Genomic DNA, 19912 nt, shown 5'->3' on the forward strand with positions numbered 1-19912 from the left:
ATGTTTTCTTTATTTTTCTGAATTTAAAATAAAATCACTTAAGCGGTTATAAGGCGTTTCTTCCAATAGGCAATTTGATAAAGTACTTCTGAAGGTGCTGTGCCCCCAAAACTTTTACGGCTTTTAACTGATTTTTCAACCGTCAAAACATCAAAAAGTGTTGCATTAATATCTGGACATATTGTTTGAAGTTCATCCAATAATAAATCATTTAAAGCACATTGTTTGCTTTCTGCCAATGCCACAGCGCGCCCAGTAATATGGTGTGCTTCACGAAAAGGAAGTCCTAATTCACGTACCAGCCAATCAGCAAAATCCGTTGCAGTTGCATAATCAGAATCAGCTGCTTGTTTCATAGCCTCTTTATTGACTTTAAGATCACTAATAATCCCTGTCATTGCTGTTAGTGATAATTCTAAACTCCAAGCTCCATCAAACACATATTCCTTATCCTCTTGCATATCTTTTGAATAGGCAAGGGGTAATCCTTTCATCACGGTTAACAGTCCAATCAATGCACCATTTATCCGTCCCATTTTAGCGCGCACAAGTTCCGCAGCATCAGGATTTCTCTTCTGTGGCATAATAGATGAACCCGTTGAAAAAGCATCTGATAAATAAATAAAACGAAATTGTGCACTTGACCAAAGGACTATTTCTTCAGCTAAGCGCGAAAGATGCAATGCACAAATAGCACCAGCACTTAAAAATTCTAATGCAAAATCACGATCTGAAACACTATCAATCGAATTACGTGTTGGTTCACGAAAACCTAACGCTTTTGCTGTCATAAAACGATCAATTGGAAAGCTTGTCCCAGCTAAAGCTGCTGCCCCTAAAGGCGACTCATTCATTCGCTCAACTGCATCACGCATCCGAGATAAATCCCGACCAAACATCTCAACATAAGCCATCATATGATGACCAAAGGTAACCGGTTGTGCAATTTGCAAATGTGTAAAGCCTGGTATAAAAGTATCAACGTGTTGTTCTGCTTGAATAAGTAATTGCTCCATCAATCCTTTTAAAGCTTGTGCTATTTTCTGCGTTGCTTCCCGCACCCACAAACGAAAATCAACAGCAACTTGATCATTGCGTGAGCGTGCCGTATGCAAACGTCCTGCAACAGAACCAATCAATTCACTCAGCCGTGCTTCAATATTCATATGAATATCTTCAAGTTTTCGTGAAAAAGTGAATGTGCCATCTTCAATTTCTTGACGAATAAGTTTTAAGCCATGAACAATTTTTTCATAATCTGATTGTGAAATAATCTTTGTTTGCGCTAACATCGCTACATGAGAAAGTGAACCTTCAATATCTTGCCGATAAAGTTTTTTATCAAAATCAATTGAGGCATTAATTTCTTCCATAATTGCAGCAGACCCTGCTGCAAACCGGCTACCCCACATTGGGTTCTTTAATTTCTCATCTGTCATATGCTAAAATACCCATTAAAAGGACAAAACTATGATACCTCAAATTTTTACTAACCAAAAAAATAATAATAACAAAGCACAATTCCTCATTGCGTCTTTTATCATTGCCTTAAGTTTATACGCAATAACAAACAACTATAATAAAAAAGAGTCTTTCTTTTTTAATGTTATTTCAGCTGCAAAAGCACAAGAAACAAATACCAACAAACCAAAATCAGAAAAAATAATGGCGATCAAAAAAGCAGCAAAAGGCTTCTTTACCCATATCCAATTCGCCGATATACCCTATAATATAAACCATCTTTCTTTTAAAGATGCTCAAGAAAAAGAACATAAACTCAGTGAATTTAATGGCAAACCAATTCTTATCCATTTATGGGCCATTTGGTGTACGCCATGTCGCGAAGAAATGCCAGAACTAGCACAATTAAAGCGTGAAATGGGAGGAGACACTTTTGATATCATAGCTATTAATATCGATAATACAGCTTCTATTGAAAAAATTCAGCAATTTTTACATAACGTCCATGCGGATAATTTGGTTTATTATCGCGATAAAACAATGGGCATTTTTAAAAATATGAGAAAACAAGGGATGGCTATAGGATTACCGACCACATATTTGATCGATAAAGATGGTAATCTCATTGCTTCCTTTAATGGCGCTGCCCCATGGGCCAGTGACGACGCCAAAGCACTTATAAAAGCTGTCATTAAAGAAACTAAATAGCTTTATAACCAACCACCTTTTTAGGCACTGGATGGTTAAATTTAGGATCAATAGAAAAATAAAATGGCCTTTGTAAAAAAAAGGACGAGATTCACTTGTATGATTTTCTTCCTAAAAATTCTCTATCAAATTACGTATCGTCAAAGCTTCATCGGTTAAGCTCACATCAAAAATATAATCTATCAGTGCAAAACAATCCCCACCAGCTCTCACAAGCTATGCCTCCAAAGAGATATCACTTATGATAATAATATTAGCCTTATGTACATAATTTGTACCTTCATTATCGTACAGTTAAGTTCCTCAAAAAGAAGTAATCTTTCTAAATCTATAACAGATAATAAAGTGATCTATTACTATAATTGTGAGCTAATAATAGCTCGTAATAAAATAGACTTCACAGAATAGATATTAGCATCAATAAAAAGGGCTTTCATTCATCCACATATTGCGAACGATTATGATAAAATATAATCGCTGCATTTATTTCACCTCCAAAAATAAAAATCGCACTCAACATATAAAGAAAAATAATGGCAACCATAATAGAAGCTAACCCCGCATAAGTGGAAGCATAATTAAACATTGTCAAATATTGAGAAAAAGCAATCGAAGCTAAAAACCAAATAAATATTGTCACCACAATTCCTGGTAAAATATCTATCAATCTCCGCCGTCCTGCTGGCAACCATTTATGAACAATAAAAAGCCCTATAAATAAAATAACCACAGCAAGCATATAACGCCACAAACGAATCATAAAAATATATTCAGTCGAAAAAAAAGAATGATTTTGCATAATTTTTATTAGTAAAGGTGCCAAAATCAATAAAAAGCTAATCACAACAAGACTTATTGCCCCAATGATTACGAAAAACAAACTTTGAAAACGACAGAAAAATAAACTACGGTGGTCAACAACACGATAAGCCTGATTTAGAGCTGTCCGCAAAGCCTCTACCCCATTGGAAGCAAAATAAGCTGCTCCAATGACAGAAAGTGTCAAAACCCCTCCACGCTGAGTAGTTAAAACATTGACAATTTCTTGAGATAAGGGCTCTGCAATTGCATCCGGTAATAGTTGTACAAGTGCTTTAATCTTTTGTGGTGTATACGTAAAAACCTCAAGAAAACCAGCAAGAGAGGTTCCAAAAATAAAAAAAGGAAAAAACGATAAAAGTCCCGAAAGGGCAACATGACTCGCAAAAACATTCCCGTTACCACGAAAATAATGGCTCATTGCATTAACAAAAATAAGATAACTATACCTAAATGTATTTCCTATCAAAATTTAATACTTTCTTATGGTATTTTCCTCTAAATTATCTGTAATTTATAAAGAGATTATTTATACTTAATAAATGAAGGACTTTCTGGATAAAAGGTGGCTACATTTTAAAAACGAAAATGGGAAGCTTAAGCAAAATCAATTTGTACTAAACTACAAAAGATGGATAAATAAATCTCATAAATGGTCCTAACTGTTTAAGATCACAGCATAATCACTTTATAATGCCGTGTATATAAATTTTAAAAATAAATAGAGTTTAGCTGGGGTATTATTCATAGAGAGAGCTTCATCTTATATTTGCTTTGCATATTTGTCGCTTTTATTTTCGTAATTAACTTGTTTAGCTATATTGTGATGTGTTTGGATATTACATATATTAATGGCATGGATAATGTCCTAGAAATCACAATCTGCATGACGATATATGAGCAATTTGCCATCGTTTGAAATCTAATCGAAAGGCTGATATTTTTATCTCTATGAGCTGAACAATGAGCTCTATTATAATTTTTGTTATTATACCATCAAGACGTAGCGTTATATCTCTAGCTTTTTTCTATCATAAACTTTACGTTACGTCAGATGTTTTTAAACACTAAAATAGAAATCAAAGGATTAAAAAAATGCCGTAGAAGTCAGTTGTCTTTCCCTGGCAACACAAGTATTGTATAGATCAACCGCACTCGACGTAATAACGTTTAGATACTAGGTATCAGGTATGCATTATGATTTATGCACATTATTATTTAATTTTTCATGTGGGAATTTTTAACATATTCCTCGGAGAATCAATAAAAAAATATAGCATATATAAAATTAATATATGTCTACTGCAGCTTTTAGCGTCACCATTATTCATAACAAAACAACGACTGTCATTGTACATATAACATAGCAAATTCATCCTTGTGCTAACCCTCTTATTATTTCTAAAAATTAGTTTTGCACAAAAAGATAATACACATTCACAAATAAACTTCATCACTCAACTAAGATGAAAAGGTTAAAAATTTTTAATTCTTTTTAAGAACTGCATGGCGTCCAAAATCAGGTACATCAATTTCCTGCCCAGCAGCAATAATGCTGCGCCGTATTGCTCGCGTATGTGTAAAAAAATTAAACAGCGCTTCCCCATCTCCATGACGAATTGCTTGTTCTAAAAATGCAAGACCTTCATTAAAACGACCCAACATTTCTAAAATAGCATCTTTATTATGCAGACAAATATCTCGCCACATAATGGGGTCAGAAGATGCCAAACGAGTAAAATCACGAAAACCTGAAGCTGAATAAGCAATTACTTCTGAATTAGTTACTTTTTCTAAATCACTAGCTGTCCCAACAATATTATACGCGATCAAATGCGGCAAATGCGAGACAACAGCTAAAACAAGATCATGATGCTTAGGATCCATTTTCTCAACACGTGCACCACAAACTTCCCAAAAAGCAGTCAATTTTTCTACAGCAGTGGCATCACTTTCAGCAAAAGGGGTTAAAATACACCAGCGATTCATAAATAAATCAGAAAATCCAGCATCTGGCCCAGAACATTCAGTTCCAGCAATTGGATGACCTGGAATAAAATGAACCGATTTTGGCAATAAAGATACCATTTCCGCAATCACTAATGCCTTTGTAGAACCAACATCACTTACAATTGCCTCAGGCTTTAAGCGATCACGAATGGTTTTTGCCACCTCTGCACTAGCTCCAACAGGAACAGCAATAATAACTAAATCTGCCCCGTCAACAGCTTCTGCATTGTCAGTTGTATAAAAATCCCCAAGTTCTAATTCACTAGCTCTTTTTAGTGTTTCTCGACTACGAGAAGCAATAGCAATTTGATTTGCAAGATCTTTCTTTTTAATAACCCTTGCTAAAGAAGAACCAATTAAACCGATTCCAATCAGTGCTATTTTCTCAAACCGAATACGAGACATTTTTTACCTTTAAAATAACATGCAACTACAGTTAGTCCTTGATAATAATAATCGGATAATTACGCGCTAAGTATCTTGAAAACCATGAAAAATAATAAACTCCGCGTATACTAAAATCACCTGCACAAGCTGCCAATAAATCACTTTTATCTGAAAAATATATTAGCAAAATTGATAACAGAAAATGTAACATATCGCTCTAAGGCTATCAATTCATTGATTAAACACTCTCGACTGTACATAATAAACAGTTATCTCAACCATAAATTCCTGATCAGCAACGCTAGTAAATCTATACAAAAGACGATATTTCATCAAAAGAAAATCTTTGCAGTTTTATGAGACTCTCCTATGTCTTAATTTGCAAAACCTGACAAATTTATACCAATCAATATTTCATGTCTGTGATAATTAGTATGTTCTTTTTTAGTTTTGAAAATTCAGCTAAATAATTTTATGAAAAAATATACAATAATTCCAAAACCATTTCTCTCTTTTCAGCAATTTGACTGATAACAAATAATACTTTAAATATCTTCATCTAAAGCGATAAATGTATACATGGCTAAATATTTTAAGAGGCCATTTGGCGACGTGCAACAATTGCTAATCCCAGTAAAACTTGACGGGTGATAGCTTCACCTAAAAGTGGATTTTTACGACTATCTAAAACAGCATTTTGGATTCGCTCCATTGCATAAGAAATTTGTTCCATTCCCCAATATTTTAAAGCACGTTCAACTATTTTTTTCCGCTGAAAAAAAATCGGTGGCTGCGCTTGAGAGATTGCTGTAAAAACACTTTTACCTTCAACATCTACCTGATAGCGCAAAAGCTGTAATTGCTGAAATTGCCTTTGTGCAGTATTCAAAATGAAAAAAAGTGTGCTTTGTACAGCTACATGCCGGCTAAAACGCACTTCAAATTCCACCACATTTCCTAGTAAAACAGCATCAATCACTTCATCTTGAGAAAGCGCACTGACATCACTAACCACAGCTTTCACATCTTCAAGAGTAATATGTGTCTTCTCTAAGACATAAAGGCAAAGCTTTTCCAATTCACTATACGAAACAAGATGATCCCCTCCCAAATTATGGAGCAACCATTTGCGCGCATCCAAAGAAATGGTCATACTAAAATGATCCAAGACTTTATTAATTAACATATCAAGAGAATGAGTATCATCCGCAAAACAAGGCAAAGCCATTGCTGTCGATGCTGTCTCAATAGCATTGCGCAGCCCTGTACCTTTTTTTAAATCCCCTGCCTCAATTAAAATAAAACTTGTTTTTGATGGTTGTTTTATTAAAGGTTTAAGTGCTGCAAGAAATTTTTTTTGATTAGTGCAGTTAAAAATCCATACCAAACGATCTTTACCAAAAAGCGATAAAGTATTCACTTCATCTCCCAAGCGTGCAGGATCTTTATCAATCTCATCTGCATCCAAACGAACAGTTGAAAAAGGATCTTCTACAGCTATTTTTGTTAGCTTAATAAAGCGCCGTACACGCTCATAAACAAGACCACGATCAGGCCCATAAATAAGGACAATAGGAAAAGCACGCGAAAAGCACGTTAGAAATTGATCAACTTCATGCGCTTTTTTCTGAGCCAAAACATTAATCCATTAAGAGTTCATCATCATCAAGAATTTCGCCACGAATCTTTTGAAACATACCTATCAGATCGCTCACATCCAACCCTTCACGTTTTTCTTGACATACGTCTAAAATAACCCTCCCCCCGTGCAACATCAGCGTACGATCACCATAATCAAGAGCTTGCCGCATAGAATGTGTCACCATAATAGCGGTTAATTTTTTCTCTTCAATAATTTTTTCGGTCAACTGCATCACAAAATTAGCCATTCCTGGATCCAATGCGGAAGTATGCTCATCAAGCAATAAAACATCTGCATGCGCTAAAGTAGCCATAATAAGACAAACTGCTTGACGTTGCCCACCTGATAAACTATCCATTGGATTATGAATACACTCCTCAAGACCAAGACCTAACTGAGCAATTTTATCTTGAAAAAATTGTCGTCTCTCATGGTTTAAAGCTGACCGTAAACCATAGCGGCTTCCACGGAGAGCTGCGATAGCCAAATTTTCTTCAATTGTTAAAGAACCACAGCTTCCTATTAATGAATCTTGAAAAACACAAGCGACTTTTCCAGCTCGCTTACTTATCGATTGTCGAGAAACATCTTGCCCATTAATTATCACTTTTCCTTCTGTAGGAAGCAATGTACCAGCTAAAGTACTTAGTAAAGTCGATTTACCAGCTCCATTTGAACCAATAATGGTAACAAAGCTACCTTGATCAATTTTAAGGTTAATATCAATTAAAGCCTTTTTTTCCAAAGGTGTTTGAGGTTTAAAAGTAACTCCAACGTGGGAAAACTCAATCATGTCTGCGCCTCCCCCAATAGCGTGGTATAATAAGGATTGCAATAACCAAAAGTGCCGTAATTAATTGAAGATCTGTCGACGTATCAATACCAATTCCATTTGTTTCAAACGCAAATTGTACAGCAACGCGGTAAAGCACAGATCCTACAATACAGCTAACAATAATCCAAAAAATATTGCGTGTACGAAATAAAGTTTCACCAATAATAACTGCAGCCAAACCAAAAACGATAGTACCAATTCCACCTGTAATATCCGTGGCAATCGCAGTTTGAATATAAAGAGAACCTCCAAGTGCAACACATGCATTTGAGAGACCCATACCAAAATAAATCAATGCTGATGTATGAATCCCTTGCGCTGTTGCCATACGTGGATTAACTCCCATTGCTCGCATAGCAAGACCAATTTCACTCTCCAAAAAGCGCCAAATAAAAAACGCTATAACTAACAACAAAGAGCCAACGAAAAGAGGGCGTACAAATATATCTGGCAAACCAAACAGCTGATAAAAAGGAGTAAGCACCGTATCAGCATACGCTAAATTAACATTAGATCCTCCCATAACCCCCATAACACGAAGATTAATTGTATAAAGCGCTGACATCATTAAAATCGAAGCTAAAAGGTTTAAAATACCAAAATGTAAATTCAGTAAAGCTGTCAACAAACCGGCTACCATACCAGCACAAAAGGCACATGTCATAGCAGTCCACGCATTAAATCCCAAAAGAATCAAGACGCCACAAACACATGATCCAAGAAGAAATGAACCGTCGACAGTTAAATCAGGAAAATCTAAAACACGAAACGAGAGATAAACCCCTATTGTAACAAATGCATAAATAAGACCTAACTCTACAGCACCAGAAAACGCAAATATATTCATCTAGCGTCCCTCTTCATAAAAACTTAAAATACTCTATTATATAGATAGAAGTGCCTATTGAATAACCTTTACTGCACGTTCGAGTACTGCCTGTGGAATAACAATGCCAGCTTTTTTAGCTACTTCCACATCAATTCCGATATCATGATTAGCCACCTGCACTATATCAATATCGCCAGGTTTTTCACCGTTCAAAACGCGCACAACTAATTCTCCAGTATCAAGCCCTATATTGTAGAAACTTATACCTTGCGCCATAAAAGGACCTCGTCCAATACTATCAATATCAACAGAAAATAAAAGAGTGTTTGTTTCTTGTGCAACTTTTGCTACTCCTTCTAAAGTAGCAATAATTGTATTATCACTGGGAATAAAAATTATATCTACTTTACTAGTTAAAGCTCGCGCCGCTGCTTGAACATCAGAGGATTTAGTCGCTGATGAAGCAATAATTTCAATTCCAGCTTTGCTCGCTTCATCTTTTAACACCTTAAGCGTTGAAACAGAATTAGCCTCAGAAGCATTATAAAGGTAACCAAGTTTTTTCAAATTTGGTTTCACTTCCCACAAAAGTCTAATACTCTCTGCAATATCTATGCGTTCAGAGGTACCAGTTACATTGCCACCTGGCTTCGTAAGTGAATGTACTACTTTTGCTCCAATAGGATCAGAAATTGAACCAAAAACAATAGGTATTGTTTTTGTTGCTGCAGAAACTGTTTGTGCTGAAGGCGTGGTAATAGCAACAATTACATCAGGTTTTTCACCAACAAATTTACGCGCAATCTGCATTGCCGTAGCAATATTGCCCTGTGCTGATAAAAAAGTGATCTCGCAATTTTCACCATCTTTATAACCATTTCTTATAAGTACATCCTCTACCCCTTTGCGTACCGCATCTGCAGCAGGATTCGCCATAATCTGCGTAATAGCTATTTTAACTTTATCTGCTGCTGTTGCAAAATTACCCATTGCAAAAATAGCTGCTACAGCGATATACAAGATCGCTGTTCTTTTTGACATCACTAATCTCCCTCTCTATAATGAATACCAAAAAGATTTCATCTTAAAATACTTTTAAGATTAAAATCAATCTTTATTTCTATTTCCGCTCTGTTTGACATTGAAAAAATAAATACATACCGAAATGTTATTTTTTTGTTGCAATTCAAAAGAACCTGCGCCATACACATAGCGTTTGAATTAGAACATGCTTCAAATGTATGAGCGGGTGTAGCTCAGGGGTAGAGCACAACCTTGCCAAGGTTGGGGTCGTGGGTTCGAATCCCATCGCCCGCTCCATGAATTTTATACTCTTATCTATCTCAATGTAGTTTGCTACTAGGTTTTGCTGTTGTAGTTTGCTACCTTATTTTGCACTAATTCATTTTTTTCACGGATGTAACTTGTCATCTCGTCATCTTGAAGTTGCTGCTTTAATCCGGTTGATATTTCGGTATTATTTTTTTCTGCAAAAATAGCACAACCAAATTCATAAAATGATTGGTACAGTTTTCTATTTGTAACCCCCTCAAGAATCTTTCTTACACATTGTTTATCTTCTTCAGTTGGCACTGGAGTTGTTGGTAAACAATTCTGCTTTATTTTCGTGTCATCGTAAAAGTCACTTTCATGTAAATCAACATCATGTTTTTTGGCATAATCTAAAATGAACTCTATCCTTTTAGGAGTAATTTATTTCCCCTCCTTATAAAATTGGACCATTGTAGTACTGACATTTGCTCTGTAAGTAAAATGAATCATACCACTTAACTATTTGATAATATTATAATTAATTTCAGATACTTTATTTACAGTCATTATTTTTATCTATTAATATATTGACCAAATTAATTTAAGTTAACAAATTTACTTAAGCTGCATGTTACATACAATGTCATTTAAATAATTTATCAAAATTTAAGCAGGAATTATTTATAAAAAATGGTTCTGTTAATTTAGTGTATTTATAAGGTAAATTAAAATGAAATAAGGTGTTTGACCGATTATGGCATACCATAAAGTATGATTAATTTAAATGTTCACTGATAATCCCTACTAACAGCAGTAAACATATTTTAATAGCGCCCTGTAATAGTGCTTTTATTTTAAAATAATTAAACCACGCATTGCAGCTAGTTTCAACACGAAAAGTAGTGCGTTATACTGATACGTAGTGTTTAATAATCATTATCCTTTATGCCCCAACATAGCTGCCTCAAGCAGATTTATTGCTATCAAAGCTGATATAAGAATATCACAAATAATTTCAATTATAACAGGCTTAAAAAAAGCATTGTTACTTTTTAGCACCATAACTGAATCAAAGACGATAAAATAAGCCTGATGGTAAGCTAAACATTCTGCAATAACCTAAGCAAATTAGGCATTTTTTATCATACCAATTTTTATTACATCAATGTAAATATTTTAAAAAACTAAATTAATTTGATCAACAATGAAAGATTCATCCAACACATAAAAAATACACACACTTTATGTGTTTTGGTGTAACCACAACTATAGCTACACTCATACCATAAGTTTTGATTACCGAAAAAATTCCAAACCTACTTGTATTTCAGCCATACCAGAAGAATATCAATACCAGTGAATAGATAAATTTCTAAAATCAAAAATTCTTATCTACTAATTTATGGTATCATTAAATCTATCTTTTATATTTTAAAATTTTTGAAAACATATAAATAAGGTATGATTTTCATATAAATTGCATTATACATGGATTTTCTTGTGCAAATATGAAACGGAAAAATATAGTGCTTATCTTTCGTTCTCTTCTTTTTACACTCGCTTTTTATACAGCAACCTTTGTACAAATGATTCTTTATGCACCTTTCTATTTTTTAATGCCACGAAAAAAGGCATGGATCGTACCTAAAATATGGGCACGTGTTACATTGTTTTTGCAAAAATACATTGCTGGCACCAATTATGAAATTGAAGGTATAGAAAATCTACCAAATGGGGCTTACATTATTGCGCCTAAACACCAATCTGCGTGGGAGACATTTAGTCTTATTCCCTATTTCGATGATCCCGTTCTTATTTTAAAACGTGAATTAACATGGATCCCCCTTTTTGGATGGTATATGGCAAAAACACAAATTATTCCGATCAATCGAACAACCCCCATTAAAGCTCTTAAAACCATAGTACAAAAGGCAAAACAAAAAGTAAAACAAGGACGCCAAATCCTAATCTTTCCTGAAGGAACCCGCCAACAACCCGGTCATGAACCCAATTATAAACCAGGGATTATCGCTCTCTATAATGAATTAAAACTTCCAGTTGTTCCCATTGCCCACAATGCTGGTTTATATTGGCCACGTAATGATTTTCGTCGCTATCCAGGAACAATTCGTGTTCGTATTCTTCCTCCTATCGAAGCTGGTTTAAATAAACATGATTTTTTAAATACACTCATACAAAAAACAGAAAAAGCCTGTGATGAATTGCTCTTATTAGCAGCTCAAGATTCTGTTCCTCCCCCTATGCCTTCCTCTGCAATTAAACGATTACAAATACTTGGTTATCATTGAGAATGAACTGGTACTTAAAACTATTAACTATCTACCATATGGACTCAAAATTTTTTTACATTACATTGAAGCAGTTTTAAAGTACTAAAAAAGCAACTGGATCTACTTAATGCGGCAATCATTTTATAATCTAATTTTGTCTTTTTTTCTAAGTTTGACAAACACCTTTGCTCTTGCTCAGCCCTTTATCTCTGTTGATGTTACAACTGGACGCATCTTAGAACATAATCAAGCTTTTGAACGCTGGTATCCTGCTTCATTAACAAAATTAATGACAACCTATGTCATTTTTCGTGCAATGAGCACAGGAAAAATCTCACCAAACACACACGTCATCATCAGCGAATATGCTGCAAAAGCTCCTACTTACCGTTCAGGCTATAAAGCTGGTTCTGTTCTTACGCTTGATACAGCCTTAAGTATTACCTTAGTTAAATCCACTAATGATTTGGCTATTGCCATGAGTGAAGCAGTTGCTGGTTCACAGGAAGCTTTTGTGCAACAAATGAATTATGAAGCTCAACGCTTAGGCATGTTTGGAACACATTTCGCTAATGCAAGTGGATTACCAAACCCACAAAATTACTCCACAGCACGCGACATAGCTCTTTTAGCAGTTCAGATTCGTCGGGAATTTCCTCAATATGCCCATTATTTTTCTATCCCAGCTATTGATTTTGGTGATAAACGAAAAATCGAACTCAATTCGAATAACCTTATTGGTCGTTTTGAGGGAATAGACGGCATGAAAACAGGATTTATTTGTGCTTCTGGCTTCAATCTTGTTGCCTCAGCCACTCGCAATCAACGCACAATTATTGCTGTCGTTTTGGGATCAAACAATGTAAGCGAAAGAGAAGAAAAAGCCGCACAACTTCTTGATGCAGGTTTTTCACATCAAGGATCACCACAAATTACATTGGCAACACTAGAACCCTATGGCACAAAAATAACACAAGTAACTGATATGAAACAACAAACATGTACTACTGAAGCAATTAAAATGCAAGCAAAGTCTTATGATAATCAAGGAAATGTTATCCTTACTTCACCTTTTATCACTGCTTTACCTTCTTCCGTTCTTCCTTTACAAGTCAAACCCATTAACACATCACAGACACATGAAATTAAAGAAAAATCTCATATTTCATATGGAAAAACAAAAAAAGCACATGACAAAAAAATCAGCAATAGCCGATGATGAATATAAAACAATACATACCCCTGTTGTTCTAATTACTAGCTTTCTAGACTTTGACAAAATAATTTTGTCAACCATACGCTATAAATCTTTTCTTTCTGATGATGATTCTGCTATTATTAACAAATTCAATAAAAGAGATAATGTTTCTCTTTTAGTTAAAAAATATGCATAAAATAAACAAATGATTATTTCATACTATAATTTACACAACAATCTATTCGATATATATTAATTTGATTAATCGTATTCACACAAAATATCCCAAACAACTAAATCTATAATCATCGCGATAATAGACTAACCAATCCCACCACCCTGTGATTTTATAAGCTTTTCTAAGCTGCTTTACCTTAACTCAAATATTAGGTTCATCATTGCTATTATTACGACATGTCATACATCAAGCATACTTTCCATCCTTAAATACTATCCGGAAATAAAAAAAGAGATCTATATTTTACAATAAAATAACACTCACTGTACTAAAGAAGCTGAGATTTTATTAATGTTATGATTAAAAACATAACGTTTTTCATAAACATCAACCTTTGGAGGCTTACGATTTACCTCAAAAAAATCATAACCTTCTTTAAGCATCATCCAAAATTGATAATGTGGATCAGCACTATGACGTTTCATATTGGCATCGGTCATGCGGAAAGGAAAAGCCTGCAACTGAAATTCTCTTTGTCCACCTCTAAAAGCGTCCCGTGCAAAAGCATAAATCTGTGCCATATTTTTATCACTCATAGAATAACAACCTGCAGAAAAACAAGAACCGTGAACCATAAGATGACGCCCTGTGCGACCATGCGCCTGATCATAAAGGTTAGGAAAACCTATGTTAAAGGAAAGATAATATTTCGAATAGGGATTCATCTGATTTGCGCGAACAGTATAAAAGCCTTCCGGTGTTTGAAAATCCCCTTCCTTATATTTAGGACCAAGCTGGCCTGACCATTTACAAATATCATAATGAGCCACAAGTACAAAAAGTCCTTTACGATCCTGCTTCCAAACTTCAGCAACATTTTCTTCTTTAAAAAAACGCATCATAATTGGTGCATATTTATCAATATTGTGAAACACCATTTTATTTTGAACTTTTTGTGGTAGCGGTTGCTCAACTTTGGCCTGAATAGAAGCTGGTAATCTTCCTTCACACCCAATCAGGACTCCAATTGCAAATAAAATACACACCACGGGGAATCGCTTTAATGTCATCGTCTAAAATCCCAATCCATCATTCCCCATAAAAAATGATTATACCAAGGATCTACCAATTTGAAGATATTTTTCCCAACGTTCTTGCTTAATAGCTTCACCATCTTTCCCAGCCATTGATTTTAAAGCAGTTGTAATAATATCACCGGTAGCATCAATCACAGTCTCTTTGCCACGATGCGCTCCTCCTAAAGGTTCAGGGATAATACCATCAATAATCTTTAGCTGATACAGATCTTGAGCAGTAATACGCATATTCATTGCAGCATCTTTTGCACGAGTTGGGTCACGCCATAAAATAGAAGCTGCACCTTCTGGAGAGATAACAGAATAAATTGCATGCTCCAACATGTAAACCTTATTAGCAGCAGCAATTGCTATTGCTCCTCCTGAACCGCCTTCTCCAATAATGACCGAGACAACTGGAACTTTTAAGCGTAAAGTTGCTGCTGTTGATTGAGCAATTGCTTCTGCTTGTCCACGTTCTTCAGCACTCACACCAGGATACGCACCTGCTGTATCGACAAAAGTCAGCAATGGCAAACCAAAACGGTCAGCCATTTCCATGATCCGTGCAGCTTTGCGATACCCCTCTGGACGTGCAGAACCGAAATTATAGCGTAAACGTGTTTGCGTATCATGTCCTTTTTCTTGACCTATATATGCAACTGCTTCACCTTTAAAGCGTGCAAAACCCGCTTGAATAGCCTCATCTTCAGCAAATTTTCGATCACCTGCCAAAGGTGTAACATCACTCAATAATTGTGCAGAATAGTCCATAAAATGAGGACGATCAGGATGGCGAGCCACTTGTGTTTTTTGCCATGGTGATAATTTTTTATAAATATCGCGTAATGCCGTTTGAGAACGCATTTCAAGGCGTGCAATCTCATCGCTCATATCAAGACTGTCTTTTTCTTGGGAAATCTTTTTTAATTCAAGAATTTGTCCATCGAGATCAGCAACTGGTTTTTCAAAATCAAGATAATTATACATTGTACCCAACTTATTTGATGCAATTTATACACTTATAATTTGCTTTATAAAGTATTTTTCACAACACTATCTTCTCCTTCCCCATCCTTTTTCTCATTAGCAAGTGGATGATGCTCGTTAACTAAACGGTAAAGCCCTGCTTCCAACACATGTGTGTAAATCTGAGTAGTAGAAATATCAGTATGACCTAACAAATGTTGAACTGCACGCAAATCAGCACCATTTTGCAAAAGATGACTAGCAAAAGCATGACGTAACACATGAGGAGAAAAGTTGTCACTTTTTATTCCTGCTCTTCCAGCAAGATTTTTCAACTCTCGTGCAACAAACTGGCGAGCAATATATCCTGTCTTTGAATCAGCAGGAAAAAGATAGGGGCTTGCTGCATCTTTTCCCTGATCACGTAAAATCAACCACTGTGAAAGGACTTGGCGTGCTTTTTTTGATAAGAGTACCATTCGTTCTTTTTTACCCTTACCGCGAACAAAAATACTGTATTCCTTCCCTCGAACAGCCTGCACTGGAAGACTCACCAATTCACTAATACGTAACCCTGTCGCATAAAGCATTTCAATCAATGTTTGAAGACGCAATGCACGGAGATGATTTTTGGCTCCGTAGTCTGTTTGATTTACTTCAAGCTGGGCAAAATCAAGTAATTTTATTACTGCATCCTCATTGATAATCTTCGGCAAAGGCCGTCCTTGTTGAGGAGAACCAATATCATTAGAAGGATCATCTAATCTCAACCCCTCTGCATAAAGAAACTGATAAAACTGACGCAAAACCGATAAACGACGTGCTTGCGAAGATGCTGCAAAACCAATAGTATGCATAAGTGATAAAAGATCAATTAAATCTTTTTTTTGTGCTGAAAAAAGTGAAACAGAGTGTGAAGATAATTTGTCTTGTGCCCACTGTAAATCACGCTGATAAGCTGCAAGTGTATGGGCAGAAGCACCTCGCTCAGCACTCATCATTTCAAGAAAATGATCTATCACAGTATCACTTTTCATTGATTCACTTTCGAAGAAAAATTCAATAAATCTAAAGAAACATCGATATATATATCTGCTGTTATCGGTTCAACCCAAATCACAAGAGATATCATTATACTGGAAAGAAAAATAAGCAAAAAGGAAAGAACAATCAAAAATCTGGTCAATGTTGGCATGGGACAATAAACTATCTAAAAAATACTCTACTTCTTATCATGCCTTACAAAGATTAACAGGAATTGACTTTAAAGCAAATAAATGCCGAAATAAAACCATGAAGAATAATCGACCTAAACATATTCCAATGACACAAATAAAAAAACAACTTTTATCGTCTCTTAATCAACGAGCACTTGTATTCGTTGGTCTTATGGGTGCAGGCAAATCAGTGATAGGCAGATATGTAGCTACTATACTCGATTTACCCTTTTATGATTCTGACCAAGAAATTGAAAAAGCTTCACACATGACAATTATTGAATTCTTTAAAATTTATGGTGAATCAGAATTTCGTGATCTTGAACGACGTATTATTTTAAACCTCATTAAAAAAAGTCCCCTTATTTTAGCAACCGGAGGTGGTGCTTACATAAATGAAGATATCCGAAAAGCCATTCATGAAAATGGTATATCCATATGGCTCAAAGCAGATCTTGATGTCCTCATGAAACGTATTTTACAACGCCCAATACGACCACTGCTTCAAACAGAAAACCCTAAAGAAACCATGCAAAAACTCATGGAACAACGCTATCCTATCTATGCAAAAGCAAACTTAACAATTAACAATTATGAAAAAAGCCACCGTACTATAGCACAAAATATCATACGATCTGTACAGCACTACTTATATACAGAAATAAATGATAGGAATAACAAACATGCAGACTAAAACTGTTACTGTTAAACTAGATAAACACTGTTATAATATCATTATTGGAGCAGGTCTAATTACGCAAGTTGCCTTACAGATTAAGCGCTCTCTTAACCAAAAAGATCTTTATCAGCCACGCTTGGCTATTGTTACAGATACAAATGTTGCTTCTCTTCATTTAGAAACATTACAAACAGAATTAACAAAAAATAAAATTCATACTGTTCCAATTATAGTAAAAGCAGGAGAACAATCAAAATCGTTTTCAACCCTGCAAACTGTAATTAACAAAATTCTTGCTGCTCGTCTAGAAAGAGGTGATTGTGTTATTGCTTTTGGTGGTGGTGTCATCGGTGATCTTGGAGGGTTTACCGCAAGCATCATACGCCGAGGCATGAATTTTATTCAGATGCCTACAACACTTCTCGCACAAATTGACTCCTCTGTTGGTGGAAAAACCGGAATCAATAGCCGCTATGGTAAAAATCTTATTGGTTCTTTTTATCAACCACAATGTGTTATTACTGATACTTGTGTCCTTGATACACTTCCATTACGTGAATTTCGTGCTGGCTACGCAGAAATAGTCAAATACGGACTCATTAATCAGCCTGATTTTTTTGAATGGCTTGAAAAAAACAGGCAAAAAATTTTTTCTAATGATCCAATACGAACGGAAGCTATTGTCCGCTCATGCCAATTTAAAGCTGATATTGTAGCACGCGATGAATACGAAACAGGAGAACGTGCATTATTAAACCTTGGTCATACATTTGGACACATGCTTGAAACAGCAACTGCTTATGACTCAAACCGTTTAATCCACGGCGAAGGTGTAGCAATTGGGATGGTTTTAGCCCATCAACTCTCGGCTCAATTAAATTTAATAAGCCCCACACTCATACAACGCGTCGAAGCACACCTTAAAAGCGCAGGATTACCTACACGATTAGAAGATATTCCAGGTAAATTACCAAATGCCGAAACACTGATGGATTTTATTGCCCAAGATAAAAAAGTCTCTCAAAATAGTTTGACTTTCATCTTAACACGTGGACTTGGCCAATCATTTATCGCAAAAAATGTCTCACCAGACACAATTTTAACCTTTCTAAAACAAAAATTAGTTAGTTCATATTGAATATAATTGATTCGTTTTTATACTTCTATTAAAGGAAGAGGTGTGATTATGTCTGCGTAGCTCAGTAGGATAGAGCACAGGATTCCTAAAGAAATTGGGCACCTGAGGAGAAATCCTCAAAGTGAATCTGCTCAAATTCGGGGAAAGCTTCACGGGAAACTATATGCCAATCCCGAGCCAAGTCTCTCTTGAAATGAGAGGAAGGTGTAGAGACTGAACGGGCAGCACCTAAAAAGTACAAGCTTTAAGGTGAAGAGACAGTCCAGACCACAAACAGCCTATAAAGCTGGCGATGAAAATCGAAGTGGTATGAATCCTGGGGCCGCAGGTTCGAATCCTGCCGTAGACACCATTACGTGTCAATCATGTATTTTTCTGTATGATAAGGAAACATTATGAAAAGAACTTTACCCATTTTAGAATTTTGTGCCGTTTTAATTTTATCACTCTTTAGCTCAATTAGTACCTTCGCAGGCTCTTTAGTCATTGAAGTACCAGATAACCCAGAACCAACAACCCAAACTGTTGCCTATCAGTGCGATAATGGAACAAGTAAAGAGCGCGTTGAAGCAACCTATCTCAACGCTGATAATATCGCACTGGTTGATTTCAGATGGAAAGGTGATCGTATCATTGCTACCAATGTAATTGCTGCTTCGGGAACAAAATATGTGGGAGCGCAGTATATCTGGTGGGAATCAAAAACTGAAGCTATACTTTACGATCTTATCAATGACCCAGAACAAATAAAACCTATCCGCTGTAAAGAAGAATCAACATTACTATTTTAAAATTAATTAAGGAAATATTATGAGAAAAACTCTACCCATTTTAGAATTTTGTGCCGTTTTAATTTTATCACTCTTTAGTTCAATCAGTGCCTTCGCCAGTTCATTAATCATTGAAGTCCCAGATGATCCAGAACCAACAACTCAAACCATTACTTATCAATGCAATGTTGAAAAAAGTAAAGAACGCGTTGAAGCAACCTATCTCAGTGCCGGAACCATTGCATTAGTTGATTTCAAATGGAAAGGTAAACGCATCATTGGCTCCAATGTAATTTCTGCTTCAGGAGAAAAATATGCAGGAGCTCAGTATATTTGGTGGGTAAGTAAAAACGAAGCTACATTTTATGATCTTATTAATGATCCAAAAGAAGAAAAACCCATCCGTTGTGTCGAAGAAAAGGGAAAAGAATAA

At 35.5% G+C, this 19912-nt stretch carries 20 protein-coding genes and 1 tRNA gene; 9 read left to right on the forward strand and 12 right to left on the reverse strand.

What is annotated here, in order from left to right; genetic code table 11:
• Nucleotides 1-38: 38 nt before the first annotated feature.
• A complete protein-coding gene (argH, locus tag V4P56_RS05665; protein ID WP_455481932.1) occupies nucleotides 39-1439 on the reverse strand; it encodes an argininosuccinate lyase in 1401 nt (466 codons plus the stop codon).
• Nucleotides 1440-1470: 31 nt separating this feature from the next.
• Here argH and V4P56_RS05670 point away from each other — a divergent pair, with 31 nt between their 5' ends.
• Complete coding sequence (locus V4P56_RS05670; protein WP_455481933.1) at nucleotides 1471-2169, forward strand: TlpA family protein disulfide reductase; 699 nt, start codon at nucleotides 1471-1473, stop codon at nucleotides 2167-2169.
• A 433-nt stretch (nucleotides 2170-2602) separates the two neighbouring features.
• Here V4P56_RS05670 and V4P56_RS05675 read toward each other — a convergent pair whose 3' ends face one another.
• The 6 genes from V4P56_RS05675 to V4P56_RS05700 all read right to left on the reverse strand — a co-directional run bounded on the left by V4P56_RS05675 (nucleotide 2603) and on the right by V4P56_RS05700 (nucleotide 9732).
• Entirely contained in the window at nucleotides 2603-3457 is an 855-nt protein-coding gene (locus V4P56_RS05675) for a YihY/virulence factor BrkB family protein (RefSeq protein ID WP_455481934.1), read from the reverse strand.
• 1016 nt (nucleotides 3458-4473) lie between these two features.
• Nucleotides 4474-5403 (reverse strand): prephenate/arogenate dehydrogenase family protein, encoded by a 930-nt coding sequence (locus V4P56_RS05680; protein ID WP_455481935.1) that lies wholly within the window; start codon nucleotides 5401-5403, stop codon nucleotides 4474-4476.
• Nucleotides 5404-5977: 574 nt separating this feature from the next.
• On the reverse strand, nucleotides 5978-7021 hold the full coding sequence (gene holA, locus V4P56_RS05685; protein ID WP_455481936.1) for a DNA polymerase III subunit delta: 1044 nt from the start codon (nucleotides 7019-7021) through the stop codon (nucleotides 5978-5980).
• Between the two features lie 4 nt (nucleotides 7022-7025).
• On the reverse strand, nucleotides 7026-7820 hold the full coding sequence (locus V4P56_RS05690) for an ABC transporter ATP-binding protein (RefSeq protein WP_455481937.1): 795 nt from the start codon (nucleotides 7818-7820) through the stop codon (nucleotides 7026-7028).
• Complete coding sequence (locus V4P56_RS05695; RefSeq protein ID WP_455481938.1) at nucleotides 7813-8709, reverse strand: ABC transporter permease; 897 nt, start codon at nucleotides 8707-8709, stop codon at nucleotides 7813-7815. Before V4P56_RS05695 ends, V4P56_RS05690 begins: the two co-directional genes overlap by 8 nt.
• 54 nt (nucleotides 8710-8763) lie before the next feature.
• Nucleotides 8764-9732, reverse strand: coding sequence for an ABC transporter substrate-binding protein (locus V4P56_RS05700; protein WP_455481939.1), 969 nt, complete (start codon nucleotides 9730-9732; stop codon nucleotides 8764-8766).
• A gap of 204 nt (nucleotides 9733-9936) precedes the next feature.
• Here V4P56_RS05700 and V4P56_RS05705 point away from each other — a divergent pair.
• Nucleotides 9937-10011: transfer RNA gene (locus V4P56_RS05705), tRNA-Gly, on the forward strand.
• Nucleotides 10012-10050: 39 nt separating this feature from the next.
• On the opposite strand, the gene V4P56_RS05710 is transcribed toward V4P56_RS05705, so the two are convergent.
• Together V4P56_RS05710 and V4P56_RS05715 are read right to left on the reverse strand one after the other, a co-directional pair.
• On the reverse strand, nucleotides 10051-10284 hold the full coding sequence (locus tag V4P56_RS05710; RefSeq protein ID WP_455481940.1) for a hypothetical protein: 234 nt from the start codon (nucleotides 10282-10284) through the stop codon (nucleotides 10051-10053).
• 615 nt (nucleotides 10285-10899) lie between these two features.
• On the reverse strand, nucleotides 10900-11025 hold the full coding sequence (locus V4P56_RS05715; protein WP_455481941.1) for a hypothetical protein: 126 nt from the start codon (nucleotides 11023-11025) through the stop codon (nucleotides 10900-10902).
• A gap of 446 nt (nucleotides 11026-11471) precedes the next feature.
• Between V4P56_RS05715 and V4P56_RS05720 the strand changes: the two genes are divergently transcribed.
• Together V4P56_RS05720 and V4P56_RS05725 are read left to right on the forward strand one after the other, a co-directional pair.
• Entirely contained in the window at nucleotides 11472-12272 is an 801-nt protein-coding gene (locus V4P56_RS05720) for a lysophospholipid acyltransferase family protein (protein WP_455481942.1), read from the forward strand.
• Nucleotides 12273-12381: 109 nt separating this feature from the next.
• On the forward strand, nucleotides 12382-13473 hold the full coding sequence (locus V4P56_RS05725; RefSeq protein ID WP_455481943.1) for a D-alanyl-D-alanine carboxypeptidase family protein: 1092 nt from the start codon (nucleotides 12382-12384) through the stop codon (nucleotides 13471-13473).
• Between the two features lie 477 nt (nucleotides 13474-13950).
• Here V4P56_RS05725 and V4P56_RS05730 read toward each other — a convergent pair whose 3' ends face one another.
• From V4P56_RS05730 to V4P56_RS05740, 3 genes are read right to left on the reverse strand one after another with little or no spacing between them, the layout of a single operon-like run.
• Nucleotides 13951-14700: a L,D-transpeptidase family protein gene (locus tag V4P56_RS05730; RefSeq protein ID WP_455481944.1), complete on the reverse strand. Its 750-nt coding sequence runs from the start codon at nucleotides 14698-14700 to the stop codon at nucleotides 13951-13953.
• A 39-nt stretch (nucleotides 14701-14739) separates the two neighbouring features.
• On the reverse strand, nucleotides 14740-15696 hold the full coding sequence (locus tag V4P56_RS05735) for an acetyl-CoA carboxylase carboxyltransferase subunit alpha (RefSeq protein WP_455481945.1): 957 nt from the start codon (nucleotides 15694-15696) through the stop codon (nucleotides 14740-14742).
• Nucleotides 15697-15740: 44 nt separating this feature from the next.
• Complete coding sequence (locus tag V4P56_RS05740; RefSeq protein WP_455481946.1) at nucleotides 15741-16712, reverse strand: site-specific tyrosine recombinase XerD; 972 nt, start codon at nucleotides 16710-16712, stop codon at nucleotides 15741-15743.
• A 256-nt stretch (nucleotides 16713-16968) separates the two neighbouring features.
• On the opposite strand from V4P56_RS05740, the gene V4P56_RS05745 reads away from it, so the two are divergent.
• The 5 genes from V4P56_RS05745 to V4P56_RS05765 all read left to right on the forward strand — a co-directional run bounded on the left by V4P56_RS05745 (nucleotide 16969) and on the right by V4P56_RS05765 (nucleotide 19912).
• Nucleotides 16969-17586: a shikimate kinase gene (locus V4P56_RS05745; RefSeq protein ID WP_455481947.1), complete on the forward strand. Its 618-nt coding sequence runs from the start codon at nucleotides 16969-16971 to the stop codon at nucleotides 17584-17586.
• Nucleotides 17576-18709: a 3-dehydroquinate synthase gene (aroB, locus tag V4P56_RS05750; protein WP_455481948.1), complete on the forward strand. Its 1134-nt coding sequence runs from the start codon at nucleotides 17576-17578 to the stop codon at nucleotides 18707-18709. The genes V4P56_RS05745 and aroB overlap by 11 nt, the downstream gene beginning before the upstream one ends.
• Before the next feature lie 249 nt (nucleotides 18710-18958).
• The gene (locus tag V4P56_RS05755) at nucleotides 18959-19108 is read left to right on the forward strand and encodes a hypothetical protein (RefSeq protein WP_455481949.1); all 150 of its coding nucleotides are present in this window, start codon (nucleotides 18959-18961) and stop codon (nucleotides 19106-19108) included.
• Nucleotides 19105-19500: an MliC family protein gene (locus tag V4P56_RS05760; protein ID WP_455481950.1), complete on the forward strand. Its 396-nt coding sequence runs from the start codon at nucleotides 19105-19107 to the stop codon at nucleotides 19498-19500. The genes V4P56_RS05755 and V4P56_RS05760 overlap by 4 nt, the downstream gene beginning before the upstream one ends.
• A 19-nt stretch (nucleotides 19501-19519) precedes the next feature.
• The gene (locus V4P56_RS05765; protein WP_455481951.1) at nucleotides 19520-19912 is read left to right on the forward strand and encodes an MliC family protein; all 393 of its coding nucleotides are present in this window, start codon (nucleotides 19520-19522) and stop codon (nucleotides 19910-19912) included.

The sequence above is a fragment of the Bartonella sp. B35(2025) genome (assembly GCF_053794465.1).